General features: G+C 58.3%; 15 protein-coding genes, 1 tRNA gene, 1 pseudogene and 1 riboswitch. Of the genes and pseudogenes, 11 read left to right on the forward strand and 6 right to left on the reverse strand.

Annotation, left to right across the window (positions count from 1 at the left end):
- Window positions 1–23 precede the first annotated feature (23 nt).
- Complete coding sequence (locus ACTHSL_RS08095) at window positions 24–200, reverse strand: helix-turn-helix domain-containing protein (protein ID WP_440381017.1); 177 nt, start codon at window positions 198–200, stop codon at window positions 24–26.
- An 89-nt stretch (window positions 201–289) separates the two neighbouring features.
- Window positions 290–2,191, reverse strand: coding sequence for a phosphomethylpyrimidine synthase ThiC (gene thiC, locus ACTHSL_RS08100; protein WP_440381018.1), 1,902 nt, complete (start codon window positions 2,189–2,191; stop codon window positions 290–292).
- A 92-nt stretch (window positions 2,192–2,283) separates the two neighbouring features.
- Window positions 2,284–2,383: riboswitch (TPP riboswitch) on the reverse strand.
- An 80-nt stretch (window positions 2,384–2,463) separates the two neighbouring features.
- On the opposite strand from thiC, the gene ACTHSL_RS08105 reads away from it, so the two are divergent.
- Both ACTHSL_RS08105 and ACTHSL_RS08110 read left to right on the forward strand, forming a co-directional pair.
- Window positions 2,464–2,540 (forward strand) — tRNA-Met (locus tag ACTHSL_RS08105).
- 187 nt (window positions 2,541–2,727) lie between these two features.
- Window positions 2,728–3,612, forward strand: a complete 885-nt coding sequence (locus ACTHSL_RS08110; RefSeq protein WP_440381019.1) for a chorismate mutase — start codon at window positions 2,728–2,730, stop codon at window positions 3,610–3,612.
- 168 nt (window positions 3,613–3,780) lie between these two features.
- On the opposite strand, the gene ACTHSL_RS08115 is transcribed toward ACTHSL_RS08110, so the two are convergent.
- The 3 genes from ACTHSL_RS08115 to parE all read right to left on the reverse strand — a co-directional run bounded on the left by ACTHSL_RS08115 (window position 3,781) and on the right by parE (window position 7,280).
- Complete coding sequence (locus tag ACTHSL_RS08115) at window positions 3,781–4,410, reverse strand: alpha/beta fold hydrolase (protein ID WP_003769582.1); 630 nt, start codon at window positions 4,408–4,410, stop codon at window positions 3,781–3,783.
- A gap of 77 nt (window positions 4,411–4,487) precedes the next feature.
- Window positions 4,488–5,243, reverse strand: coding sequence for a hypothetical protein (locus tag ACTHSL_RS08120; protein ID WP_440381020.1), 756 nt, complete (start codon window positions 5,241–5,243; stop codon window positions 4,488–4,490).
- 54 nt (window positions 5,244–5,297) lie between these two features.
- A complete protein-coding gene (gene parE, locus ACTHSL_RS08125; RefSeq protein WP_440381021.1) occupies window positions 5,298–7,280 on the reverse strand; it encodes a DNA topoisomerase IV subunit B in 1,983 nt (660 codons plus the stop codon).
- A 202-nt stretch (window positions 7,281–7,482) separates the two neighbouring features.
- Between parE and ACTHSL_RS08130 the strand changes: the two genes are divergently transcribed.
- The 5 genes and pseudogenes from ACTHSL_RS08130 (at window position 7,483) to ACTHSL_RS08150 (ending at window position 15,559) form a co-directional block, all read left to right on the forward strand.
- Window positions 7,483–9,609: an AsmA family protein gene (locus ACTHSL_RS08130; protein ID WP_440381022.1), complete on the forward strand. Its 2,127-nt coding sequence runs from the start codon at window positions 7,483–7,485 to the stop codon at window positions 9,607–9,609.
- A 161-nt stretch (window positions 9,610–9,770) separates the two neighbouring features.
- Window positions 9,771–10,696: pseudogene (locus ACTHSL_RS08135) on the forward strand (Hint domain-containing protein).
- A gap of 300 nt (window positions 10,697–10,996) precedes the next feature.
- Complete coding sequence (gene tilS / locus ACTHSL_RS08140) at window positions 10,997–12,298, forward strand: tRNA lysidine(34) synthetase TilS (protein WP_440381023.1); 1,302 nt, start codon at window positions 10,997–10,999, stop codon at window positions 12,296–12,298.
- A 138-nt stretch (window positions 12,299–12,436) separates the two neighbouring features.
- Complete coding sequence (gene cysE / locus ACTHSL_RS08145) at window positions 12,437–13,246, forward strand: serine O-acetyltransferase (RefSeq protein ID WP_214037698.1); 810 nt, start codon at window positions 12,437–12,439, stop codon at window positions 13,244–13,246.
- A gap of 192 nt (window positions 13,247–13,438) precedes the next feature.
- On the forward strand, window positions 13,439–15,559 hold the full coding sequence (locus ACTHSL_RS08150; protein WP_440381024.1) for a TonB-dependent receptor: 2,121 nt from the start codon (window positions 13,439–13,441) through the stop codon (window positions 15,557–15,559).
- A gap of 230 nt (window positions 15,560–15,789) precedes the next feature.
- Here the strand turns inward: ACTHSL_RS08150 and ACTHSL_RS08155 are convergent, their stop codons facing one another.
- Window positions 15,790–17,370, reverse strand: coding sequence for a sigma 54-interacting transcriptional regulator (locus ACTHSL_RS08155; protein WP_440381025.1), 1,581 nt, complete (start codon window positions 17,368–17,370; stop codon window positions 15,790–15,792).
- A 231-nt stretch (window positions 17,371–17,601) separates the two neighbouring features.
- Here ACTHSL_RS08155 and ACTHSL_RS08160 point away from each other — a divergent pair, with 231 nt between their 5' ends.
- From ACTHSL_RS08160 to ACTHSL_RS08175, 4 genes are all read left to right on the forward strand, one after another.
- Window positions 17,602–18,426 (forward strand): factor H binding protein domain-containing protein, encoded by an 825-nt coding sequence (locus tag ACTHSL_RS08160; RefSeq protein ID WP_440381026.1) that lies wholly within the window; start codon window positions 17,602–17,604, stop codon window positions 18,424–18,426.
- Window positions 18,427–18,582: 156 nt separating this feature from the next.
- Complete coding sequence (locus ACTHSL_RS08165) at window positions 18,583–19,989, forward strand: lipopolysaccharide biosynthesis protein (RefSeq protein ID WP_440381027.1); 1,407 nt, start codon at window positions 18,583–18,585, stop codon at window positions 19,987–19,989.
- Window positions 19,989–21,155, forward strand: coding sequence for a glycosyltransferase (locus tag ACTHSL_RS08170; protein WP_440381028.1), 1,167 nt, complete (start codon window positions 19,989–19,991; stop codon window positions 21,153–21,155). The genes ACTHSL_RS08165 and ACTHSL_RS08170 overlap by 1 nt, the downstream gene beginning before the upstream one ends.
- 166 nt (window positions 21,156–21,321) lie before the next feature.
- Window positions 21,322–22,203 (forward strand): lysine exporter LysO family protein, encoded by an 882-nt coding sequence (locus ACTHSL_RS08175; protein WP_440381029.1) that lies wholly within the window; start codon window positions 21,322–21,324, stop codon window positions 22,201–22,203.
- Window positions 22,204–22,269 lie beyond the last annotated feature (66 nt).

Consider the following 22,269-nt stretch of genomic DNA (forward strand, 5'->3'; position numbering starts at 1 on the left):
AGAAGGTGCTCATGAGAAATCCCCTAAATGTCTTGGTGGGAATTTAGGGGATTTTGGGGGGATTTTGCAAAGGTCTCGGGCTGTTCGAGTGCGCCGATGCCGCCTTCCTGATAGACGGTTATCCAGCGCCGCAGGTGGATCTGTGAGATGCCGTAGTGGGGTACGGCTTGGTATTTGAAATGTAGTGCATATTGGGTCATAAAAAACTACACCTTGGTGGTTGGAGGGGATGTGTCCAATTTTTGGGGTGCAGTTCAATTTTCAGACGGCTTTTTTATCTGCTTGGCGGTCAGCTGTAAATTTTCGAACCTTTCTTCACAAACTCGACCGCTTTTTCTTCCATACCCTGCCGCTGGGCTTTTTGCTTGTCGGCGTAGTCGCGCACTTCCTGCGTGATTTTCATCGAGCAGAATTTGGGGCCGCACATCGAGCAGAAGTGGGCGATTTTCGCGCCTTCGGCGGGCAGGGTTTCGTCGTGGAAGCTCTCGGCGCGTTCGGGGTCGAGGCTGAGGCGGAATTGGTCGCGCCAGCGGAATTCGAAACGCGCCTTGCTCAGGGCATTGTCGCGCAACTGCACGCCCGGCCAGCCTTTGGCGAGGTCGGCGGCGTGGGCGGCGAGTTTGTAGGTAATAATGCCGGTGCGCACGTCTTCTTTGTCGGGCAGACCGAGATGCTCTTTCGGGGTAACGTAGCAGAGCATGGCCGTGCCGTACCAGCCGATATTGGTTGCGCCTATGCCCGAGGTAATATGGTCGTAGCCGGGGGCGATGTCGGTAACGAGCGGGCCGAGTGTGTAGAAAGGCGCTTCAAAGCAGTGTTGCAGCTCTTCGGTCATGTTTTCTTTGACGCGTTGCAGCGGCACATGGCCGGGGCCTTCGATCATGACTTGTACGTCGTGTTTCCATGCTTTGCCGGTCAATTCGCCCAAGGTGTGCAATTCGGCGAACTGCGCTTCGTCGTTGGCATCGGCAATACAGCCTGGGCGCAGGCCGTCGCCGAGGCTGAACGATACGTCGTAGGCTTTCATGATTTCGCAGATTTCGTCGAAATGCGTGTAGAGGAAGTTTTCCTGATGATGGGCGAGGCACCATTTCGCCATGATGGAGCCGCCGCGCGATACGATGCCGGTGAGGCGGTTGGCGGTCATCGGCACATAACGCAGCAACACGCCCGCGTGTATGGTGAAATAGTCCACGCCTTGTTCCGCCTGCTCGATTAAGGTGTCGCGGAACAAATCCCAAGTCAAATCTTCGGCAATGCCGCCGGTTTTTTCCAAAGCCTGATAGATAGGCACGGTGCCGATGGGAACGGGCGCGTTGCGGATAATCCATTCGCGCGTCTCGTGGATGTGCGCGCCGGTGGACAAATCCATAATCGTGTCTGCGCCCCAACGCAGCGACCACACCATTTTTTCGACTTCTTCGGTCAGGCTGGAGGTTACGGCGGAGTTGCCCAAGTTGCCGTTGATTTTGACACGGAAGTTGCGGCCGATAATCATCGGTTCGAGTTCGGGGTGGTTGATGTTGGCGGGGATAATCGCGCGTCCGGCAGCGATTTCTTGGCGCACGAATTCGGGGGTGATTTGGTCGGGGTGGGTCGGGATATTCGCGCCGAAACTTTGCCCTGCGTGCTGTTTCAAGAGCTTGGCGTATTCTGGCCGTCTGAAAAGTTCGTCCAGCTTCATGCGTTCGCGTATGGCGGCAAACTCCATTTCGGGCGTGATGATGCCGTGGCGCGCATAGTGAAGCTGGGTTACGTTGCTGCCGCTTTTCGCACGGCGCGGGCGGGTGATTTGGTTGAAACGCAGATGGGCGGTTTGCGGGTCATGCGCGCGTTCGATGCCGTATTCGCTGGAAAGCTTGGGCAGGATTTCGGTATCGCCGCGTTCGTCCAGCCATGCGGTGCGGACGTGCGGCAAACCTTGTTTCAGGTCGATGTGTGCCGCCGGATCGCCGTACACGCCGCTGGTGTCATAGACGGGAATCGGCGGATTGGCTTCCGTGCCTTGCGCCGTGTAGGTGTCGTCCTGACGGATTTCACGCAAAGGCACGCGGATGTCGTCGCGGCTGCCTTGCAGATACACGCGCTCCGAGTTCGGATATTTGAAGCGGATGCCGATGTCTTCGCTCAAGTCGGCAAGCTCGCGTGCTTCGTTGCCGGAGGTTTTGGCGGTTTTCTTTGGCGTAGTCATAAAAAATGCTCCTGTTTTCTCGTTTGAAAAGAAGAAACAGGAGCGTTTTGCTTTTTCAGACGACCCCAATATCAAAAAAGGCCGTCTGAAAGACAGAATCCGTGAAAACTCCCCACGCAGGTATTATCCCGATCGGGTGTAAAGGGTATTTCTCAGCCGCCTGAACATCAGGCAGCACCCCTGTTTCGTAAGGTGGGCATTATAAACCGCGAACGAAATACAAAGAAAGGCTTGACATGTTTTCGCCGCGCCTGTATAGTTCGCCTTTCTGACGCGGGGTGGAGCAGCATGGTAGCTCGTCGGGCTCATAACCCGAAGGTCGTAGGTTCGAATCCTGCCCCCGCAACCAAATTCCAAATCCCTCAGCAAGTGCTGGGGGATTTTTGCGTATAGGCCGTCTGAAAGCAAACCTACCCCTTCGGTTGTGCGGCAAACCTTATTTTCAGACGGCCTCTGTCCAATCGGGCGGTTTGCCGGATTTGTGCTACCATCGCCCGCACTTCCCTTTCGATACGGCAGACAATAGGAAACGGCAGATGATTATTATCATGCAGAAACAGGCCGCCGCTTCGTCGGTGGCGGCGGTGGTGGAATTTATCCGCAGTAAGGGTTTGCGCGAGCACATATCGCCGGGGGCGGAGCGCACGATTATCGGCGCGGTGGGCGACGAGCGCGTGTTCCTGCCGCAGGAGTTGGAATCGCTGCCGCAGGTGGAGCGCGCCATCCGCGTGTTGGCCGACTGGCGCATCATCAGCCGCGAAACCAATCCCGAAGACAGCGTGATTACCGTGCGCGGCGTAGCTTTCGGCGGTGGCAGGATGTTGGACATCGCCGTGTTGCCCGACGAGTGCCGTGCCGACGCGCTGTACCTCGATCCGTTTTACCTGCCCGACAATCCTTATGCCGAATGCGGGATGCCGTCTGAAAAAGAACAAATCCGCCTGTTGCGGCAGACGTTGTCCGACAGCCATGCCGCCGGCCGGCCGGTTTTGGTGCGCATCCGCGACGTGCGCCAGATTCGGCAGGTGTTGGAAGCCGAGGCGGACATCCTTTACCTCGGCGGCGAGTTGATGACGAACAGGGTGTTGCAGGACGAAGTAGGCCGTCTGAATACGCCGGTGGTGTTGTGTAAAGACAAGCATCATTCGTATAACGAATGGCTGGTGGCGGCGGAACGCATCGCGCTGCGCGGCAACCATCAAATTATCCTCGGCGAAAGCGGCACGCTGAGTTTCGAGTCCGACCATCCGTACCGCCTCGATACGGAAGCCGTGGTGCGCGTGCGCCGTTTGAGCCATCTGCCCGTGTTGGCCAATATTACCCGCCTTTGGCACGGCGATATGCCGCAGGACGTGTTGTACCGACTGGCCGAAGCAGCGGGCGCGAATGCGGTGGTGCGGAGCGTGCCGCCGCCCGCTTGAACGGGAAGCAAATGGGAGAGGCCGTCTGAAAATGCAGTTCGACATGGCGAATCATTTTTTGATTCGCTGTCAGAAAAACTGTGTTTTCAGACGGCCTTTGTTTGGTCGTGCCGCTATGTGTCTGTGCGGAAAACGATTTTCCCTCAAGACGGGGTTCGGGCTGCGGAATCAGCGGTCGAATTTGCCGTGTCGCAGGAAGGCGGCGGTTTGTCCGGCCACGCGTTTGTCGGTCAGCATCCCGGTGTGGGAAACGGGCAGCAGGATATGGTCGGCCATGCCGGGAAAACGGGTTTCTTCCACCAATACCGTGCCGTCATTTTCGCCTTGCAGTTTGAAAATGCGGCCGATGCCCAGCGGGGAGTTGCCCGCCAGGCTGCCGAGTTCGATGCCGGGCGGCAGGTCAGGCAGGTTGCCGTCGAGCATGTTGCGGTAGGCTCCGCCGAGCAGGGGTGTGCCCGCGCCCCAGTTGCGGATGGTTTCGGCCGTCGTGCTGCCCTGATGCGGCGTGCCGAGGGTAACGATGCGGCCGCGCACCAAATCGGGGCGTGCGGCGGCAAAACGGCGCAATACCAATCCGCCGAGGCTGTGGCCGACGAAATGCAGGGGCTTTTGATGCCGTCTGAAAAAATCTTCCGCCGCCGCAGTCAGGGCGGCGCAGTGCTGTTCGGGTTTCTGCCAGATGCTGTAATAGCCGAAGGTTTGCACGGACAGGCCTTGCTGTTTCAGCAGGCGGGCAAACGGAAGCATAGTCCAGGCGTGCATGTGGATGCCGTGCAATAAAAGGACGTGTTCGTTCATAGGACTTCCTCTGTGTAGCGGATGGTCGGACAGGCCGTCTGAAAAAGGCGGCGGCGGATTTTCCGCCTGTTTGCCTGTCAGGAATAATCGAATGTAAACAGTACGGTGCGGCTGACGGGTTCGTACATCAGGATGATGGCGTCCGCGCCGTCGCAGTAGTTGTGGGCGGAAACGCTGGCGATGAAGTGGAAGCGGTTACCCTTGTAGGAGATTTCTATGCCGTCGTCGGGCAGCTCGTCCAAGTCGGCCAGTTTCGTACCGGCAGGCTGTAGGTTTAATGCGAAGGCACTCGGGATGTCCGAGCCTTCCGTCCAGTTGCCGTAGCAAAAGCCGCCACCCAAGCCATCCAAGAGGTTTTCTCGGTTAGGTTTGCCCTCGTATTCGGGATAATATGGATTCACTAAGAAGCCGTGTTTTTCAAAATATTTCCGGCTTTTTTTGTATCTGGCGCGCAATTCTGCGGCATGTTCTTCCAGTTCCCCTTCCCCGCTGTAACCGTTTATAGGACTGCGCTCAAAAAAGCCTTCGTTGCCCAAAAATTCATAACGGTTGTCGTCGGTCAGGCGGAAGGCCAGCCAGTTGGGGGCGGTGTATTCGTTATGGTGTTGCTCCGTGCCGTCGCCGATATAGCCTTCATAAGGCTCTATGGGACTGATCATGTGCAGAGTCTGCCCTGCCCAATCGGGGTTTAAAACCGCCAAATCGATGGAAACCAGCGGCAGGAAATGCTCTTTCAGCCATGGCTGTTCCGCCACGAAAATGTCTTCCGCCTGCGGGAAGGGATGTAGGTATTCTCCGGGTTCTTGAATGTCTTCCTGATAAAACTCGAACATTTTTTTTCTCCAAACGATTGGCGGTTTTCAGACGGCCTCTGACATGAAAACCGTTTAAATATCCAATTCCGCAGTATCGCCTTCGCGTTCCATCCATGCGCGGCGGGCGGCGGCTTCGCCTTTGCCCATCAGTTTGACGAAGATGTCGCGTGTTTCGTCATCCGCGCCTTCGGGGATTTGCACCTGCAACAGGCGGCGGGTGTCGGGGTGCATGGTGGTGTCTTTGAGCTGGTCGGGGTTCATCTCGCCCAAACCTTTGAAACGGCTGATGGAATAGGCGGTTTCTTTGACGCCTTCTTTTTGCAGCCGCTCCAAAATGCTGTCGAGTTCGTTTTGGTCGAGGGCGTAGAATTTGCGGGCGGGTTTGCTTTTGCCTTGTGCGTTGACATCGACGCGGAACAGCGGCGGCTGGGCGACGTAGATGTGTCCGTCGGCAACCAGTTTCGGGAAGTGGCGGTAGAACAGGGTCAGCAGCAAAACTTGAATATGCGAGCCGTCCACGTCGGCATCAGACAGAATAGCGATTTTGCCGTAGCGCAGGCCGCTTAAGTCGGGATTGTCGTTGATGCCGTGCGGATCGACGCCGATGGCGACGGAAATGTCGTGGATTTCGGCGTTGCCGAAGAGCTGGTCGGGGTGGACTTCGAAGCTGTTGAGTACTTTGCCGCGCAGGGGCAGGATGGCTTGGGTGGCTTTGTCGCGGGCGAGTTTGGCGGAGCCGCCGGCGGAATCGCCTTCGACGAGGAAGAGTTCGTTTTCACGGATGTCTTCGCTTTCGCAGTCGGTCAGTTTGCCGGGCAGGACGGCGACGCCGCTGCCTTTTTTCTTTTCGATTTTTTTAACCGAACGCATCCGCGCCTGCGCTTGTCGAATGGCGAGTTCAGCGATTTTTTTGCCGAAGTCCACGTTTTGGTTCAGCCACAATTCCAAAGGGTCGCCCGATACGGCGGCGACAAGTTTCAGCGCGTCGCGGTTGGTCAGTTTGTCTTTGGTCTGACCTTGAAATTGCGGGTCGAGGACACGGGCGGAGAGGACGAAGGCGGTTTTGCTGAACACGTCGTCGCTTTGCACTTTCACGCCGCGCGGTAGGAGGTTGTGCAGATTGATGAAGTTGTTGACGGCGTTGAACACGGCTTGTTTCAAGCCTGCTTCGTGCGTGCCGCCCAGCGGGGTGGGGATGAGGTTGACGTAGCTTTCGTTGGCGCACGAACCTTCTTCCAACCAGGTCAGGGCAAACGCGGCGCCTTCGCCGATGCTGAAATCGCTGTTGTGGTCGTCTGAAATGTAGTTTTCGCAGGAGAACAGCGGCACGGCTTCCTGCGCGTCGGCAATCAGGTCGGTCAGATAGCTTTTCAGACCGTCGGGGTAATGCCAGGTTTGGGTGTGCGCTTCGTCTTCGCCTTTGACCGGACGGGTCAGGGAAACGCGCACGCCCGGCAGGAGCACGGCTTTGGCGCGCAGCAGGCGTTCGAGTTCGGGAATGCTGTAATTCGGGCTTTCAAAATATTTGCCGTCCGGCCAGACGCGCACTTCGGTGCCGCTGTCTTTGACGGCGCATTTGCCTACTTCCGCCAACGGCTCGACCACATCGCCGCCGGCAAACACGATGCGGTGGATTTTGCCTTCGCGTTTGACGGTTACTTCAAGACGGGTGGAGAGGGCGTTGGTCACGGACACGCCCACGCCGTGCAGGCCGCCTGAAAAGGCATACGCGCTGCCGCCGTCTTTTTTATTAAACTTACCGCCCGCGTGCAGACGGGTAAACACGAGTTCGACCACGGGCACGCCTTCGACAGGGTGCAGCCCGACGGGAATGCCGCGTCCGTTGTCGTGCACGGAAAGCGAACCGTCGTCGTGGATGTGCACGTCGATTTCAGTGGCGAAACCGCCCAACGCCTCGTCCGCCGCGTTGTCGATGACTTCTTGGCAGATGTGGGTCGGGCTGTCGGTGCGGGTGTACATGCCGGGACGTTCTTTGACCGGCTCTAAGCCTTTGAGGACGGTAATGCTGGATTCGCTGTATTGTGTTTTGCTCATGTGAAATACGGTTCGGATAACGGATTAAAAATTCTATGCGCATTTTAACATGAAGCGGAAAGCCGTTCCCCGACGGTACTTCAGTTGTGGGTATGCCTGTAAAATCAGGTTAGAACGCCTTTCAGACGGCCTTTCAACCGTTCTTCCGCAATAGCAATCTGCTATACTGCGCAGCTGTTTTTCAACGGCGGTTAATTCGGATATGAGACGTTTGCAATCGGGTAAGTTTTGGCTGAAATGCCTGGTCGGCGGCACAGTGTTGTCCGCGCTGGCCTTCGGCGCGCAATATGCCTTGCTGTCGTGGTTGTTTTCGCCGGAAAACGTGCGCCGTGCGGCAGAGGAGGCCGTGGCCGGAACGGGCCGCAAAATCCGTTACCGCCCCGAAATCAAAACATCCGTCATCCCCCGTCCGACCGTTACCCTGAAGCAGGTGGAAATTACCCGCCCGGGCGGCGCGTCGGCGGAAATCAGCATCGAGGAAATGCGGGTCGGCCTGTCGTGGACGAGCCTGTTCGGTACGCCGTCGGTCGAAAAATGGGTGTTCGTCCGCCCCGAGCTGATGCTGAACCGCTCGCCGGACGGCGGCTGGAACATCCGTGATTTGCTGCAAAAAGAAGGTTCGCTGCCGGTGGACCGCCTGATTGTCGAAGACGGCCGCCTGCTGCTGGACACGGGTGACAGCCGCCATACACTTGAAAACATCAACCTGAAAATCAACGGTGCCGACGAAAGCCAAACGACCGTCAAAGCGGAAGGCCGTCTGAAAACGCCGCTGTGGGCGGAAGAGGCGGAATGGAAGTTCGAAGGCACGGCCGCGCGCCTGGCAGACGGCTGGCAGATGCCCGATTTGGTATTGAGCGGAAGCAGCAACTATAAGGGCGACGAGACGAACTTCCTCATCGGCGGCAACGGCAGTTGGCGCACGGGCGGCATACAATTGAACAACGCGCGCCTGAAAATCGACATCCCCGCGCGCAACCTGCACCTGAACGCCGAATCGCCGCAAATCAAAGCCGGAGAAACCCAAATTTCCGCCGCCGCCAATGCCGTGCTGACGGCGCAATACGGCGGCGCGCAGTGGGACGGCACCATTGCCGCCAAACGCCTCACCCTGCATCCCACCGTGGCCGCCGTTGAAAAACTCAGCATCAACGGCAGCCGCAAAACCGCGCTGACCCAAACCGCCTTCACACTCGACACCCCGCTGAACTGGCAGCGGCAGGGCGGCTGGGAAATGCCCGCCGTCAAACTCACCACCCGTCTGGACAACATCACCGGCAACCCGCGCCCGCGCCTGATAGGCGAATTGGCCGGAACATTCCGCTATCAAAACGGCGGCGGTTGGCAGGGACGGCTTACCGGCCAGCTCGACCGCCAGGCGGCCGAACTGGATGCCACCTACACCGTGGCCGACCGCCCAAACAACCGCCCGGCCAAACTCACGGCCAACCTGCAATTGGACAAACTCGCCCTGTCGCCCTATCTGGAAGGACTGGCCGACACCTCCGTGCCCGCCTATCCGGCCTGGCTGCAAAAAGACGGCGCACCCGAAATCGAAGCCACCGTCCGCATCAAAACCCTGCAATCACCCAACCTCGAAATCAACAACCTCACCACCCGCCTGCTGGCCGACCGCGAGCGCATCGTCCTGCCCGACTTCCGTGCCGAACTTTACAACGGCAGCATGGAAGGCGGCATCAGCATGGCCAACACCTCCCCCCCCACCTACCACCTCCAGCAATACGCCAAAAACATCAACATCCGCCCGCTGATGCAGGACCTGTTCCGCTACGGCAACATCAGCGGCGAGGGCGACGCGGAAATCGACCTCACCGCACAGGGTGCCGACCGTGCCGGCCTGATCAAAACCCTCTCCGGCCGCCTCCAGCTCAACCTGACCAAAGGCAACTGGCTTGGCATCAACCTCGACCAAGCCCTGCAAAGCCTGCTGGGCAACAAACCGGTTAATACGGATGAACGTTCCGCCACCCCGTTCCAACGCTTCAGCATGAGCAGCACCATCCGCAACGGCATCAGCAGCCACGAAGACGCCGAACTCGATTCCGACCGTCTGCACATCGTCCTCAACGGCAGCACCGACTTCAACAACATGACCCTGAACGAACGCCTGCTGCTCAGCCCCGCCGACGGCAAAGGCACGCCGATACCCCTCAACATCAGGGGCAAGGCGGATAACCCGTCCGTCACCCTCGACTACAAAGGCCTGACCGAAGGACTGGAAACGGCGGAGGAAAAACAGCAGGCACTGACCCGCGCCATCCGCGAACAATGGCAGTGGCTCAACAGGCCGTCTGAAAACGGCAAATAAGGCAGGAAGGCGACATCCCGGCCCTGCAACAATGCCTTCCTTCCCTTTTCAGACGGCCTCACACCGCAAGCAGGCCGTCTGAAAAATACCGCATCCGACAGGCCGCCTTCCGGCCATTTTCCCAAACCGAAAATCCAAAACTCACAACTTCGGGAGACAACATGAACGAATCGAATGACCAGTGCGCCGCAGAAAACGCCCTATCCTCCAGCATGGGCTGCTTTATGAAGGGCACCTTGGTAGAAACGGAAGAAGGCTGGACGCCGATAGACGAACTGAAGGTAGGCGATTTGGTGATGTCGCGGCCTGAAAACGGCATCGGTGAGGCTGTACCCAAGCGGGTGGTGAACACCTTCCGTTATGAAGACAAGGAAGTGGTAATGTTGAATTTCTCCCAATTCCCCGAAAGGAACGGGGGGGGGCGGGAATCCTGGCCGTTACTCCCAACCACCCGTTCTGCGTGTACGGCGTGGTTACCAACCTGATTCTTGAGCATCCCCAATTCGGTAAGCTCGGTGCCTATTGGAAGGGCTGCGATTACGACGACGGCGAATACGTGTTTGCCGGGGATGAAGGCAGGGCGAGATACGAAGCCCTGTGGGCATTTAAGCACACCCCCTATGAAATGCGGCTGTACGAACAGCCGGTGTGGAAGCGCGCCGACCAACTTGAGCGTGGCGATGTAGTTCTGGGCCTTAAAAACGATTATTACGTGGTGGAGGATTACCGCCCGCTGTATGCCTACCGCGATACCGACCAGGCATGGATACAGCCGATCAATCTGGCCTACGGCTGGGAGCAGTCGGATCGGGGCAACACCTATGATATGGTGCTAAATGAAGAATCGCGGAACCGTCCGACACGGGATTGGCTGGACGTGCCGAACGACGAGAACCTGCTGTATGTGGATGAGGACGGACAACGGCATTACCGCCGCTACCGCACCACGGTCTACAACATCGAGGTCGAGGATTACCACACCTATTGCGTTGGTTATCAATGTATCCTGGTACACAACGAGAACTGCGGCGCAGAGCGGCGCAGCCGGGTGGACAGCCTGGTAATCCGCGACGGCGGGCAACCGTAACGCCGCTGTTTGCAACAAAGGCCGTCTGAAACATTCAGACGGCCTGACAAGCGGCAATGGGCGGTTTGTTTGGTAAAGGAATGGCTGAAAAGGGTGGAATACGCCCGCCGCCCATTTTGAGGCCGTCTGAAAACCGTTCCGCCCCTTCCCGAACGATAGCCGGCCGCTGCAACGATTTTTAGCGTAAATTGAAATAAGGACGCCCATGCCGTCATGCCCGCGCGGACATGAGAATGGCCGGTATTTTCTATATTTAATCCGCTATAAAAAACAATCCGGCAATACGCCGCCCTTGATTCCATGCACGATTTAAACGACTTTCCCGCTCAAGCCCTGCCCGACGGCCTGCGCCATGCGCGCCACATCGAAGCCGCGCTCAGCGGCGGCCTCGACTCCGTCGTCCTGCTGCACCTGCTCTCGCGGCTGGCAGGCCGTCTGAATATCAAACTCACCGCCGTCCACGTCCACCACGGCTTGCAGGACGAAGCCGACGATTGGCTCGAATTTTGCCGCGATTATTGCGGCCGCCTCGCCGTGCCGTTGCGCTGGCAAAAGGTCGATGTCGTTTCAGACGGCTTCGGCATCGAAGCGGCGGCACGGCAGGCGCGTTACCGCGTGTTCGGCGAAACCGAAGCCGACGTACTCGCCGCCGCCCATCATGCCGACGACCAAGTGGAAACCTTTATGCTTGCCGCCCTGCGCGGCGGCGGCCTGCGCGCCCTGTCCGCCATGCCCACCGTACGCCCGCTGAACCGCCGCACCCTGCTGTGGCGGCCGCTGCTGCCTTACGGACGCGCCGAGCTGGAAGCCTATGCCGAACGGCACAAGCTGGCTTTTGTGTGCGACCCCAGCAACGGCAGCGGCGACTATCTGCGCAACTGGCTGCGCAACGACGGCCTGCCGCAATGGCGCGCCCGACTGCCGCAGTTGGATCAACACATCCTGTCCGGCATCGGGCTGTTGCAGGACGAATTGGCCGTGTTGGAAGAAACGGCGGCGGCGGACGAAGCGGCCGTGCAAAGCGGCGGGCTGTTCGATGCCGCCCGTTGGCGCACCCTGCCGCCCGCCCGCCGGAGACAGGTTTTGCGCCGCCTGCTGGCCGGACACGGCGTTTCGGCGGGCAAAGCCGCCCTGCACGACTTCGAGCGGATTTTGATGAACCTCGGGCAGGGCGGCGCGGAATGGAAGTTTCCGCAGCAAACCGTCCACGCCGCCGCAGGCCGTCTGTATTTCCTGCCGCCCGACTGGCAGGCGCAATGCCGTGCCGCGCCGCAGACAGGCCGTCTGAAAGAACTCGGCGGTGGCTGGCAGTTGCGCCGCGCTGCCTACGGCTTGCCCGATGCCGCGCTGGAACAAACCGTCCGCATCCGCACCGCCGAAAGCGGCGACTTGTTGCACACGTTCGGCGGCCGGAAAAAGCCGAAACAGATATTGCAGGAAGCGGGCGTGCCGCCGTTTGCCCGCCCGCTGTGGCCGATTGTCGCCGATGCCGAAAACCGCTGCCTCGCCGTCGCCGGCATCCGTGCCGACAGCCGCATGGCGGTTGCAGACGGCCTGCTGCCCTGCTGGGAACCGTTGATGCGGTTTGTGCCGCCCCGATGAGGCGGGTGTTTTTATTTTTATCCGCCATAAACGTAAAGGCCGTCTGAAACAGGATTTCCCGTTTTCAGACGGCCTTTTGCACATGGGTGCATACTTTCGGCTACAATCGCCGCTTTTACGCACGGAGGCCGTCTGAAAATGGAAAACACCGATTTCAACCTGTGGCAGACCATACGCAACGAAGCCGAGCAGTCGGCGGCGGAAGAACCTATGCTGGCCAGCTTCCTCCACATGACCGTGCTGCGGCACGACAGTTTGGAGCGGGTGCTGGCCTTCCACCTGTCGAGCAAGCTGGCCAATCCGACCATGGATATGCGCACGCTGTACGAACTCTACCTGCACGCGCTGGAAAAAGAACCGTCCATCGGCGAGGCCGTCCGCGCCGACATCACCGCCTATTACGAACGCGACCCGGCCTGCGACCAATACTGCCTGCCGCTTTTGTATTTCAAAGGCTACCACGCCATTCAGGCGCACCGCATCAACCACTGCCTGTGGAAGGAAGGGCGCAAAACGCTGGCCTATTTCCTGCAAAACCGCGCTTCCGAAGTGTTCGGCGTCGATATCCATCCGGCCGCCCGTTTCGGGCAGGGGATTATGATTGACCACGGTACCGGCGTCGTCATCGGCGAAACCGCCGTTTTGGGCAACGACATTTCCATCCTTCACGGCGTAACCCTCGGCGGTTCGGGCAAAGAGGGCGGCGACCGCCACCCGAAAATCGGCGACGGCGTGATGATAGGCGCGAACGCTTCCGTGTTGGGCAACATCCGCGTGAACGAATGCGCGAAAATCGGCGCGGGCAGCGTGGTGGTGGCGGAAGTGCCCGCCTACAGCACCGTCGTCGGCGTGCCCGCCCGCGTCGTTGGCAACAAATCGCATGCCAAACCGGCGGAGGAAATGAATCAGAATTTTTATGAGGAAATGAATCAGGATTTCTATATTTGAACCTGTCCGTCCGGTAAGCGGTAAAACCTTGAGGCCGTCTGAAAGCATGATTTGCAGTTTCAGACGGCCTATTGCTATTTTGTTGTGTTCAAACAACCATCCGCCACGCATAAAAGCAACTAGGAATAGTTATATTTTAAGATTGGATGTATTTTGATTACAATCCGCCCGTCAAATATCAATGAGCCTTTTATGAAAAAATACATCCACCCCGCCCTGATTCCCGCCCTTTTGGCGGCCGCCTTTCCCGCTTGTGCCGATACCGAGGCTGCCGATACTGCCGACGGCGAACATTACACCGCCACCCTGCCCACCGTTACCGTGGTCGGACAGTCCGACACCAGCGTACTCAAAGGCTACATCAACTACGACGAAGCCGCCGTTACCCGCAACGGCCAGCTCATCAAAGAAACGCCGCAAACCGTCGATACGCTCAACATCCAGAAAAACAAAAACTACGGCACGAACGATTTGAGTTCCATCCTCGAAGGCAACGCCGGCATCGACGCTGCCTACGATATGCGCGGCGAAAGCATTTTCCTGCGCGGTTTCCAAGCCGACGCATCCGATATTTACCGCGACGGCATACGCGAAAGCGGCCAGGTGCGCCGCAGCACTGCCAACATCGAGCGCGTGGAAATCCTGAAAGGCCCGTCTTCCGTGCTTTACGGCCGCACCAACGGCGGCGGCGTCATCAATATGGTCAGCAAATACGCCAACTTCAAACAAAGCCGCAACATCGGTGCGGTTTACGGCTCGTGGGCAAACCGCAGCCTGAATATGGACATCAACGAAGTGCTGAACAAAAACGTCGCCATCCGCCTCACCGGCGAAGTCGGGCGCGCCAATTCGTTCCGCAGCGGCATAGATAGCAAAAACGTCATGGTTTCGCCCAGCATTACCGTCAAACTCGACAACGGCTTGAAATGGACGGGGCAATACACCTACGACAATGTGGAGCGCACGCCCGACCGCAGTCCGACCAAGTCCGTGTACGACCGCTTCGGACTGCCTTACCGCATGGGTTTTGCCCACCCGAACGATTTTGTCAAAGACAAGCTGCAAGTTTGGCGTTCCGACCTTGAATATTCCTTCAATGACAAATGGCGCGCCCAATGGCAGCTCGCCCACCGCACGGCGGCGCAGGATTTCGACCATTTCTATGCAGGCAGCGAAAACGGCGGCCGAATCAAACGCAACTACGCCTGGCAGCAGACCGACAACAAAACCCTGTCGTCCAATTTCACACTCAACGGTGACTACACCATCGGCCGTTTTGAAAACCACCTGACCGTAGGCATGGATTACAGCCGCGAACACCGCAACCCGACATTGGGTTTCAGCCGCGCCTTTTCCGCCTCCATCAACCCCTACGACCGCGCAAGCTGGCCGGCTTCGGGCAGGCTGCAACCCGTCCTCACCCAAAACCGCCACAAAGCCGACTCCTACGGCATTTTTGTGCAAAACATCTTCTCCGCCACGCCCGACTTGAAATTCGTCCTCGGCGGCCGTTACGACAAATACACCTTTAATTCCGAAAACAAACTCACCGGCAGCAGCCGCCAGTACAGCGGCCACTCGTTCAGCCCCAACATCGGCGCAGTGTGGAACGTAACGCCCGCTCACACGCTCTACGCCTCGTATAACAAAGGCTTCGCGCCTTATGGCGGACGCGGCGGCTATTTGAGTATCGACACTTCGTCTGCCGCCGTGTTCAACGCCGACCCCGAGTACACCCGCCAATACGAAACCGGCGTCAAAAGCAGTTGGCTGGACGACCGCCTCAGCACCACATTGTCCGCCTACCAAATCGAACGCTTCAATATCCGCTACCGCCCCGACGCGCAAAATGATCCCTACACTTGGGCAGTCGGCGGCAAACACCGTTCGCGTGGCGTGGAATTGTCCGCCATCGGGCAAATCATCCCCCAAAAACTCTATCTGCGCGGTTCGTTGGGCGTGATGCAGGCGAAAGTCGTTGAAGACAAAGAAAATCCCGACCGAATGGGCATCCATTTGAATAACACCAGCAACGTTACCGGCAACCTGTTTTTCCGTTACACGCCGACTGAAAACCTTTATGGCGAAATCGGCGTAACTGGTACGGGCAAACGCTACGGCTACAACTCCAGCCAAAAAGCAACCACCACGCTTCCCGGCTTCGCCCGCACCGACGCCATGCTCGGCTGGAACCGCAAAAATCTGAACCTCACTTTCGCCGTCGGCAATCTGTTCAATCAAAAATACTGGCGTTCCGACGCCATGCCCGGCGCGCCGCGTACTTATACGGCGCGGGTGAATTACAGTTTCTAATACTTGCCGCCACCGATGGGTTGGGGCCGTCTGAAAACGGCAGATGCAGCTTTCAGACGGCCTTAAAGCCTAATGGCCGATAACGGCCGCCATTTCTGATTCCAATGTACCGCATCCGGCTCATATGGGCCAAATCGGAATAAAGCGGCAAAAAATACGGCATGGAGGCCGTCTGAAAATGTTCAGACGGCCTCCATGCCGTATTTGCCTTTTGTCGGAACCGGCAGGGTTTATTGCCCTTCTTTTTCCTTTTTCAGCTTTTCCAGCCGGTAATAAAGCTGGCGCGTGGAGAGGCCGAGCATTTGGGCAGCTTGGGTTTTGTTGCCCCGGCAGTAGGCCAGCGTTTCTTCGATTTTTTCCAGCGAATGGGAATCGGCTTGGAGGTACGGCCGCGCTTGGTTGCCCTGAACGGCGAAGCCGGCGTTTTTTGCGCGTTGGGCGGGCTTGGGGGCGACGGCGGGAACGGGCTTGGCCGATTGCAGGTTGAGCAGCTGCCAAACCTGATGTTCGTCGGCTATGTTGCCTTCGCTTTGTTTGGCCAGCTCATGCAGGAAGCGTTCGAGTTCGAAGACGTTGCCCGGCCAGGAGTAGTATTGCAGTTGTTCCACCGCTTCGGTGGTCAGATTGACGTTTTTACCCGTTTCGCGGTTGATGCGGTGCATGAAGTAGGCGACGAGTTCGGGGATGTCGCTGCGGCGTTCGCGCAGAGTGGGCAGGTGGATGGGGACGACGTAGAGGCGGTAGTAGAGGTCGGGGTCGAAGCGGCCGCTTTCCACTTCGGCGGCAAGGTCGCGCGTGGTGGCGGTGATGATGCGGACGTTGATGTTGCGGGCTTTGCCGCCGTCCAGCCGTTGTACGGCGTTGTTTTGCAGAACGTGCAGCAGGCGGCTTTGAAGGTCTGCGTCCAGCGCGGCGATTTCGTCGAAGAATATCGTGCCGCCGTCGGCCTGTTCGAGCAGCCCGCCTTCTTCGCCTTGGCCGAAGATTTCGCGGCCGAGGGTGTCGTTGTCCGCGCCGTTGCAGGCCACTTTGATGAAGGGTTGGCCGACGCGCCGTCCGGCGGTGTGCAGGGTGCGGGCGAACATTTCCTTGCCCGTGCCGTTTTCGCCCAGCAGCAAAACGTTGGCGTTGCTGTGCGCCACGCGTTCGAGTTCGCTCACGGCGTTCAAAAGAGGGGCAGACGAGCCGACGATGCCGTAGCGGCGGCTGTGCGATTGCAGGGTTTGTTTGAGTTTTTGGTTTTGGCTTTGCAGTTTTTGCGTGTGCGCTTCGTTGTTTTCGTGGATGTAGAGCAGTTGGCCGACCAGGGTGGACAGGATTTTCAACAGGGAGATGTCGTCGTGCAGCGGGCGGGGGCTGTAGCGGGCGCGCAGGCAGGCGAGTACACCGAAGGTGCGGTTGTGGGCGGCTATCGGCAGGGCGATGAACATGGTTTGTTCGGGCGGCATGTCTTCGCGCAGGACGGTACGGCCGAGGAACAGGGGGTCGTTGCGCACGTCGTCGGCCACAATCATGTGGGCATGTTTCAATACGGTACCGGTGATGCCTTCGTCGGGCGCGTATACGCCGCGCGCGACTTGTTCGGGCGACATGCCGTAGGCGTAGCGTATGGATGCGTTTTCGTCGTCGATGTGCTGCAGGACGATGCGCCCTTGGTTCAAACCGAAAAATTCGCTCATCAGTTGCAGCATGATTTTCAGGGCGGTGTGGTGCGCGCCGCCGTCTTTGCCTAGGTTTTGGATGACTTGTTGCAGCAGCAGCATTTCCTGCGCCCGCCAGTCGCGGCGGTCGGTTTGTGATTTTGAAGTCATATCGTGTTTCGTAATGTAAACATTCAAACGGTATTGTAAATAAAATGCAGGCCGTCTGAAAGGCGGTTGCAGGCGGGAGTGCGGTGTCTTGATTTTTACAAACTTATTTTTTATTTATTATCAGATTGTTGTTTGGACAAATTGTCTTATTTAATACCGAAGCCCGTAAGCAGGACGGGATGATGTTACAATAATAACGTTGCATTATGGTGTTTGAATAAGGATAGTATTATGAAAAACAAGTATTTTTTTAGCGTGATTGCCGTTTCTTTAATGCTGGCCGGCTGCGGTCGGACTGCCGACGGTTTGGCGGGTGCGATAACCGATCCGCTGAATCCGAAAGTCAAAGGGCAGTTCAACCGGCTGACCGTGGACAGCAGCGAGACAAACAGCCTGCTGCCGTCTGAAAACGACACCATCACCATTACCGACAGCGAAAAAAGCGGCGCCGACCGGGTCAAGACTTACCGCAAGGGTGAAACAATCGACATCAGTTATAAAAAAACGGGAAAAATAACGGGCTTGGAGTACGAACTCAATCATGCCGACCAAACCAAGGAAAACGGCGAGCTGCTCATTTACAAGCAAAATTATTCCGTGGTGGCCGGCAGGCATCCGGCGGGCGGAAAATATCCCGACGGCAGCATCCGTCCCGTCGATACCAAATTCGAAGTCAATACCATCCAAGGCACACATACGACGGAAGACAAGCTGCCGAGCGGCAAAATCCGTTATGAAGGCTTGGCGTTTGCCGGCGGCGACGACCGCAACGGCAAATTGGACTACACCATCGATTTCGGTAGGAAAACCGGCGAGGGCAGCATTACCGGCCTGAAGGGCGTGAACAAGGTTATGTTGGAAAACCACAGGCTGCATGCCCGTCCTGACGGCACGGTGGGCGTGGACGGCGGCAGGGCGGTGTCAAGCGGCCTGACCGGCGGCAGCTACGGCCTGACTCTGTACGGCCCTCAAGCCGACGAATTGGCCGGCAGCGCGTATTTCAGTAACGGCGGCAATTCGAAACAGATCGGCTTCGGCGGTTCGCAGAAGAAATAATCTTTGACGGTTTGAAATACAGCAAAGGCCGTCTGAAAACCGTAAAACAGGTTTTCAGACGGCCTTTCGGATAACGGGGCGGCAGTACCGCCGTATCGTTTTTGTGGCGAGCCGCTATAATGTGCGGCTTTCCGGTTTCTTCCCGCCATTTCCTTTATGAATCGAAACAAACTCCTGGCCTATGCCTTGGGGCCGGTCGGCAGTGCCGCCGCCGGGCTGCTGACGCTGCCGTTGATGTCGTGGCATTTTGCCGGCGGCGACATCGGGCGCATCGTGCTGCTGCAAACGGCGGCCTCGCTGGCTTTAATCGTGCTGGGCTTGGGGCTGGATCAGGCTTATGTGCGCGAGTTCCACCATTGCGGCGGGAGGCAGGCGGCTTTGTTTAAAAACCTGGCCTGGCCGCCGTTGCTTTTGGGTGCGGCGGCCGCAACGGCGGTTTGGCTGTCCGCGCCCGAGATGCCGTCTGAAAAGATTTTCGGTTTGGCCGACGGGACTTTGAGCCTGCTGTGCCTGCTGTTTGCCGCCGGTTTGCTGCCGGTGCGCTATTTGTCGCTGATTTTGCGGATGCAGGAGCGCGCGCTGGCTTTTTCTTTCAGCCAACTGCTGCCCAAGCTGTTGGTGTTGGCGGCGGTGGCGGCCGTTTCCTGCTTCGGCACACGGGCGGATATTTGGGTGTTGGCGGCGGTGTATGCGGCCTCCCAGTGGGCGGCGGCGGGGTTGCTGCTGTGGCAGACGCGGCGTGAATGCGCCGCCGCGTTTCGTGTGCCGTTTGACGCGCGGCAGCTTTCAGACGGCCTCAAGTACGGCCTGCCGCTGGCTTTGGGCGGTTTGATTTATTGGGCGTTTACTTCGATAGACCGCTGGCTGTTGCGCGATTTGGCGGGCTTGGAAGAGTTGGCCGTGTATTCGATGGCGGTCAGTTTCGGCGCGGCGGCGATGGTGTTTCAAAGCGTGTTTTCCACCGTTTGGTCGCCCATGGTGTTCAAGTGGGTGGCGCAGGGCGGGGATACGGCGAAGGTGGCGGCGGTGGCGCGGCAGATGACGGACGCGGCGGCAGCGGTTGTGTGCCTGGCCGGCCTGTTGTCGCCTGCGGTTACGCTGCTGTTGCCGCCGCAGTATGCGCCGGTACAGTTCGTGCTGCTGTCGTCGCTGCTGTTTCCGTTGCTTTATACGCTCACCGAAGTTAGCGGCATCGGCATTCATGTCAGCAAGCGGAATTGGCCGGTGCCGTTGATTTCGCTGGCCGCGTTGTTGTGCAACCTGTTGCTGCTGAACCTGTGGATTCCGCTGTGGGGCGCGCGCGGGGCGGCGATGGCGACGGCGGTGTCGTTTTGGCTGTTTTTCGCCTTGAAAACCGAATTGTCCGCCCGCTTGTGGCAGCCGCTGCCGCGCGGCACGCTCTACGGCACGACGGCGGCCTGTCTGGCGGCCTGCCTCGCCTACACGGCTTGCGGCGACGGCCTGTATCCTTATTTCGCCGCCGTGTGGCTGGTTGGTTTGGCGGCATTGGCTTGGCGTTACCGCCGTTTGGCAGGCCGTCTGAAAACAAGGAATAACCGATAATGCACGTCCTTTTGCTGCCTTCGTGGTATCCCGAAACGCCGTCATCTTTGGACGGCATCTTCTTCCGTCAGCAGGCGCACGCCCTGCAACGCGCCGGTTTGCGCGTCGGCGTGGTTGCGCCGCTGTTCCGTTCGCCGCGCCGCTTGCGCGAAATATTCTCGGGCCGTTATGGAACGGAATGTTTTTCAGACGGCCCGATTCCCACCTATACGCGCCACAGCGTTTATTTCTTCCCGCGCATCCCGTATCTCGACCGCGAACGCTGGGTGGTCGCCGGAATGCGCCTGTTCGAACGCTATCTGGCCGAACAGGGGCGGCCGGACATCCTGCACGCCCATGCGGTCAATCACGGCGGCATCCTCGCGCACCGCATCTCGCGGCGGCACGGCATCCCCTACGTCATCACCGAACACAGCAGCACTTACGCGCGCGGCTTAATCAGGCCGTGGCAACGCGCGGCCATGAGGGCGGCGGCGGACGGCGCGGCGGCACGGTTTGCCGTCAGCCCCGATTTCTGCCGCCTGCTGGCTTCCGAATACTGCGGCTCGGAATGGCGGTATCTGCCCAATATACTGGGCGCGGCGTTTTGCGAACCTTTGCCCGAAAGGGGTTTTCAGACGGCCTCAAACGGCTTTACCTTCTGCTCGGTGGCACATTTGAACCGCAACAAAGGCTTCGACGTTTTGCTGGACGCCTTCGCCCGCGCACTGGAAAAACGGCCGGATTTGCGGTTGAAAATCGGCGGAGGCGGCGTGGAAGAGGCGGCTTTGAAACGTCAGGCAGGCCGTCTGAAAATCGATGCGGCGGTGGATTTCCTCGGCGCGTTGGATAACGGCGCGGTTTTGCGGCTGATGCGCGGCAGCGACGCTTTCGTACTCGCCAGCCGCAACGAAACCTTCGGCGTGGTATTCATAGAAGCCTTGTCGCAAGGCCTGCCCGTCATCGCCACCCGCTGCGGCGGGCCGGAGGGCATCGTGAACGGAAACAACGGCCTACTCGTGCCGAAAGAACAGCCCGAAGCCTTGGCCGAAGCCCTGCTGGAAATGGCGGAAAACCGCGCGCGCTATCCGGCCGAAGCCCTGCGCGCCGCCTGTTTGGAAGAATTCGGCGAACAGGCGGTAACAGGCCGTCTGAAAGCGGTTTACGCGCAGGTTTGGGCACAGTGAATAAAGCTTTCAGACGGCCTCATCCTATGTGTGTTGTGGAAATCAACAGCGTTGTTTACACTTTCGGCTTTTGCTTAAAAAGCATTCAAGCAAAAATAAAAGTTGTACGTCGTAGAATAAAGTGTAAACAATGCGACGATTTCCTACAAATAAGTGAGAACAAATCATGACTTCCCTCTTGCCTGTTTTATCGGTGTCGGGTTTGCTGCTGCTCGGTTTTGCAGTGGGGAAAATCCTGCCGCCGTCTGTTTTGCGGCAGATGCTCAAACCATTGTCGGCCGTGGTGCTGCTGTTGCTGTTTTTGATGGGGGCGGAATTCGGCGGCATTTTTACCGATAAGGCTTTGGGTGCGGATGTCGTGAAACGCGCCTTGCTGCTTTCCTCGCTGATTACCGCCTTTACCGCCGCGCTGCTGTACCGTAAGGGCGGCAGGGCGGCACCGTCGGGCAGTTTTTGGCCGCCTTTTTTCGGCTGTCTCAAAGCCGTGGCGGCGTTTGCAGCGGGCGTGGCGGCCTACCGCCTGTTGCCGCACGGTACTTTGGAAGGCGTAATCGGCAGCACGCAGGTTCTGTATCTGCTGATTTTTTTGGTGGGGACGGATTTGGTGCATGTCCGCCTGGGCGGCTTGAAGCGGCGCGTATTCCTGCTGCCCCTGTTTGCAGCGGCGGCCACGGCGGCGGCAGGTTTGGCTTTTTCCCTTCTGACGCCGTATTCGTTCGGCCAAAGCCTGATGCTGTCGGCAGGCTTCGGCTGGTTTTCCCTGTCGGGGCCGATGGTGGGCGAACTGGTGTCTGCCGAAATGGGTGCGACGGCTTTGATGACCGATTTTTTTCGCGAAATGTTCAGCATCGTATTCCTCTATTTTTTCGGCAAAACCCAGCCTGCCGCCGCCATCGGCCTTTCCGGCGCGGCGGCGATGGATTCCGCACTGCCATTTGTAAAGGAAAACTGTGAGCCGGAATATGTGAAATACGCGATTGTCAGCGGCTTTATTTTGACGCTGGCCGCACCTGTGCTGATTTCGGCTTTGACCGCTCTGCTGTATTGAAACGGCAGGCAGCGTTTTCAGACGGCCTTTTTGCTTTTTGTTTAAAATATTATTTTTAATTTTTTA

Origin of the sequence: Neisseria sp. P0008.S010 (genome assembly GCF_051962715.1) — a bacterium.
Taxonomy (GTDB): Bacteria; Pseudomonadota; Gammaproteobacteria; order Burkholderiales; family Neisseriaceae; genus Neisseria; species Neisseria elongata.